This is a genomic window from Staphylococcus sp. HMSC34G04, assembly GCF_001838765.1.
Taxonomy (GTDB): domain Bacteria; phylum Bacillota; class Bacilli; order Staphylococcales; family Staphylococcaceae; genus Staphylococcus; species Staphylococcus epidermidis.
This window is the reverse complement of record NZ_KV838773.1, coordinates 1-1,334: the sequence shown is the minus strand read 5'-3', so window position 1 is coordinate 1,334 and position 1,334 is coordinate 1. Positions and strand designations below refer to the sequence as shown.

Sequence of the window (1,334 nt, the reverse complement as noted above, 5' to 3'; positions counted from 1 at the left end):
GGGGGGACGCAGTAGGATAGGCGAAGCGTGCTGTTGGAGTGCACGTCCAAGCAGTAAGGCTGAGTGTTAGGCAAATCCGGCACTCATAAGGCTGAGCTGTGATGGGGAGAGGAAATTGTTTCCTCGAGTCGTTGATTTCACACTGCCGAGAAAAGCCTCTAGATAGATAACAGGTGCCCGTACCGCAAACCGACACAGGTAGTCAAGATGAGAATTCTAAGGTGAGCGAGCGAACTCTCGTTAAGGAACTCGGCAAAATGACCCCGTAACTTCGGGAGAAGGGGTGCTCTTTAGGGTTCACGCCCAGAAGAGCCGCAGTGAATAGGCCCAAGCGACTGTTTATCAAAAACACAGGTCTCTGCTAAACCGTAAGGTGATGTATAGGGGCTGACGCCTGCCCGGTGCTGGAAGGTTAAGAGGAGTGGTTAGCTTCTGCGAAGCTACGAATCGAAGCCCCAGTAAACGGCGGCCGTAACTATAACGGTCCTAAGGTAGCGAAATTCCTTGTCGGGTAAGTTCCGACCCGCACGAAAGGCGTAACGATTTGGGCACTGTCTCAACGAGAGACTCGGTGAAATCATAGTACCTGTGAAGATGCAGGTTACCCGCGACAGGACGGAAAGACCCCGTGGAGCTTTACTGTAGCCTGATATTGAAATTCGGCACAGCTTGTACAGGATAGGTAGGAGCCTTTGAAACGTGAGCGCTAGCTTACGTGGAGGCGTTGGTGGGATACTACCCTAGCTGTGTTGGCTTTCTAACCCGCACCACTTATCGTGGTGGGAGACAGTGTCAGGCGGGCAGTTTGACTGGGGCGGTCGCCTCCTAAAAGGTAACGGAGGCGCTCAAAGGTTCCCTCAGAATGGTTGGAAATCATTCATAGAGTGTAAAGGCATAAGGGAGCTTGACTGCGAGACCTACAAGTCGAGCAGGGTCGAAAGACGGACTTAGTGATCCGGTGGTTCCGCATGGAAGGGCCATCGCTCAACGGATAAAAGCTACCCCGGGGATAACAGGCTTATCTCCCCCAAGAGTTCACATCGACGGGGAGGTTTGGCACCTCGATGTCGGCTCATCGCATCCTGGGGCTGTAGTCGGTCCCAAGGGTTGGGCTGTTCGCCCATTAAAGCGGTACGCGAGCTGGGTTCAGAACGTCGTGAGACAGTTCGGTCCCTATCCGTCGTGGGCGTAGGAAATTTGAGAGGAGCTGTCCTTAGTACGAGAGGACCGGGATGGACATACCTCTGGTGTACCAGTTGTCGTGCCAACGGCATAGCTGGGTAGCTATGTATGGACGGGATAAGTGCTGAAAGCATCTAAGCATGAAGCCCCCC

At 53.6% G+C, this 1,334-nt stretch carries 1 rRNA gene; it reads left to right on the top strand.

What is annotated here, in order from left to right:
- A 23S ribosomal RNA gene (locus tag HMPREF3241_RS11880) occupies positions 1-1,334 on the top strand; the annotation flags it as partial.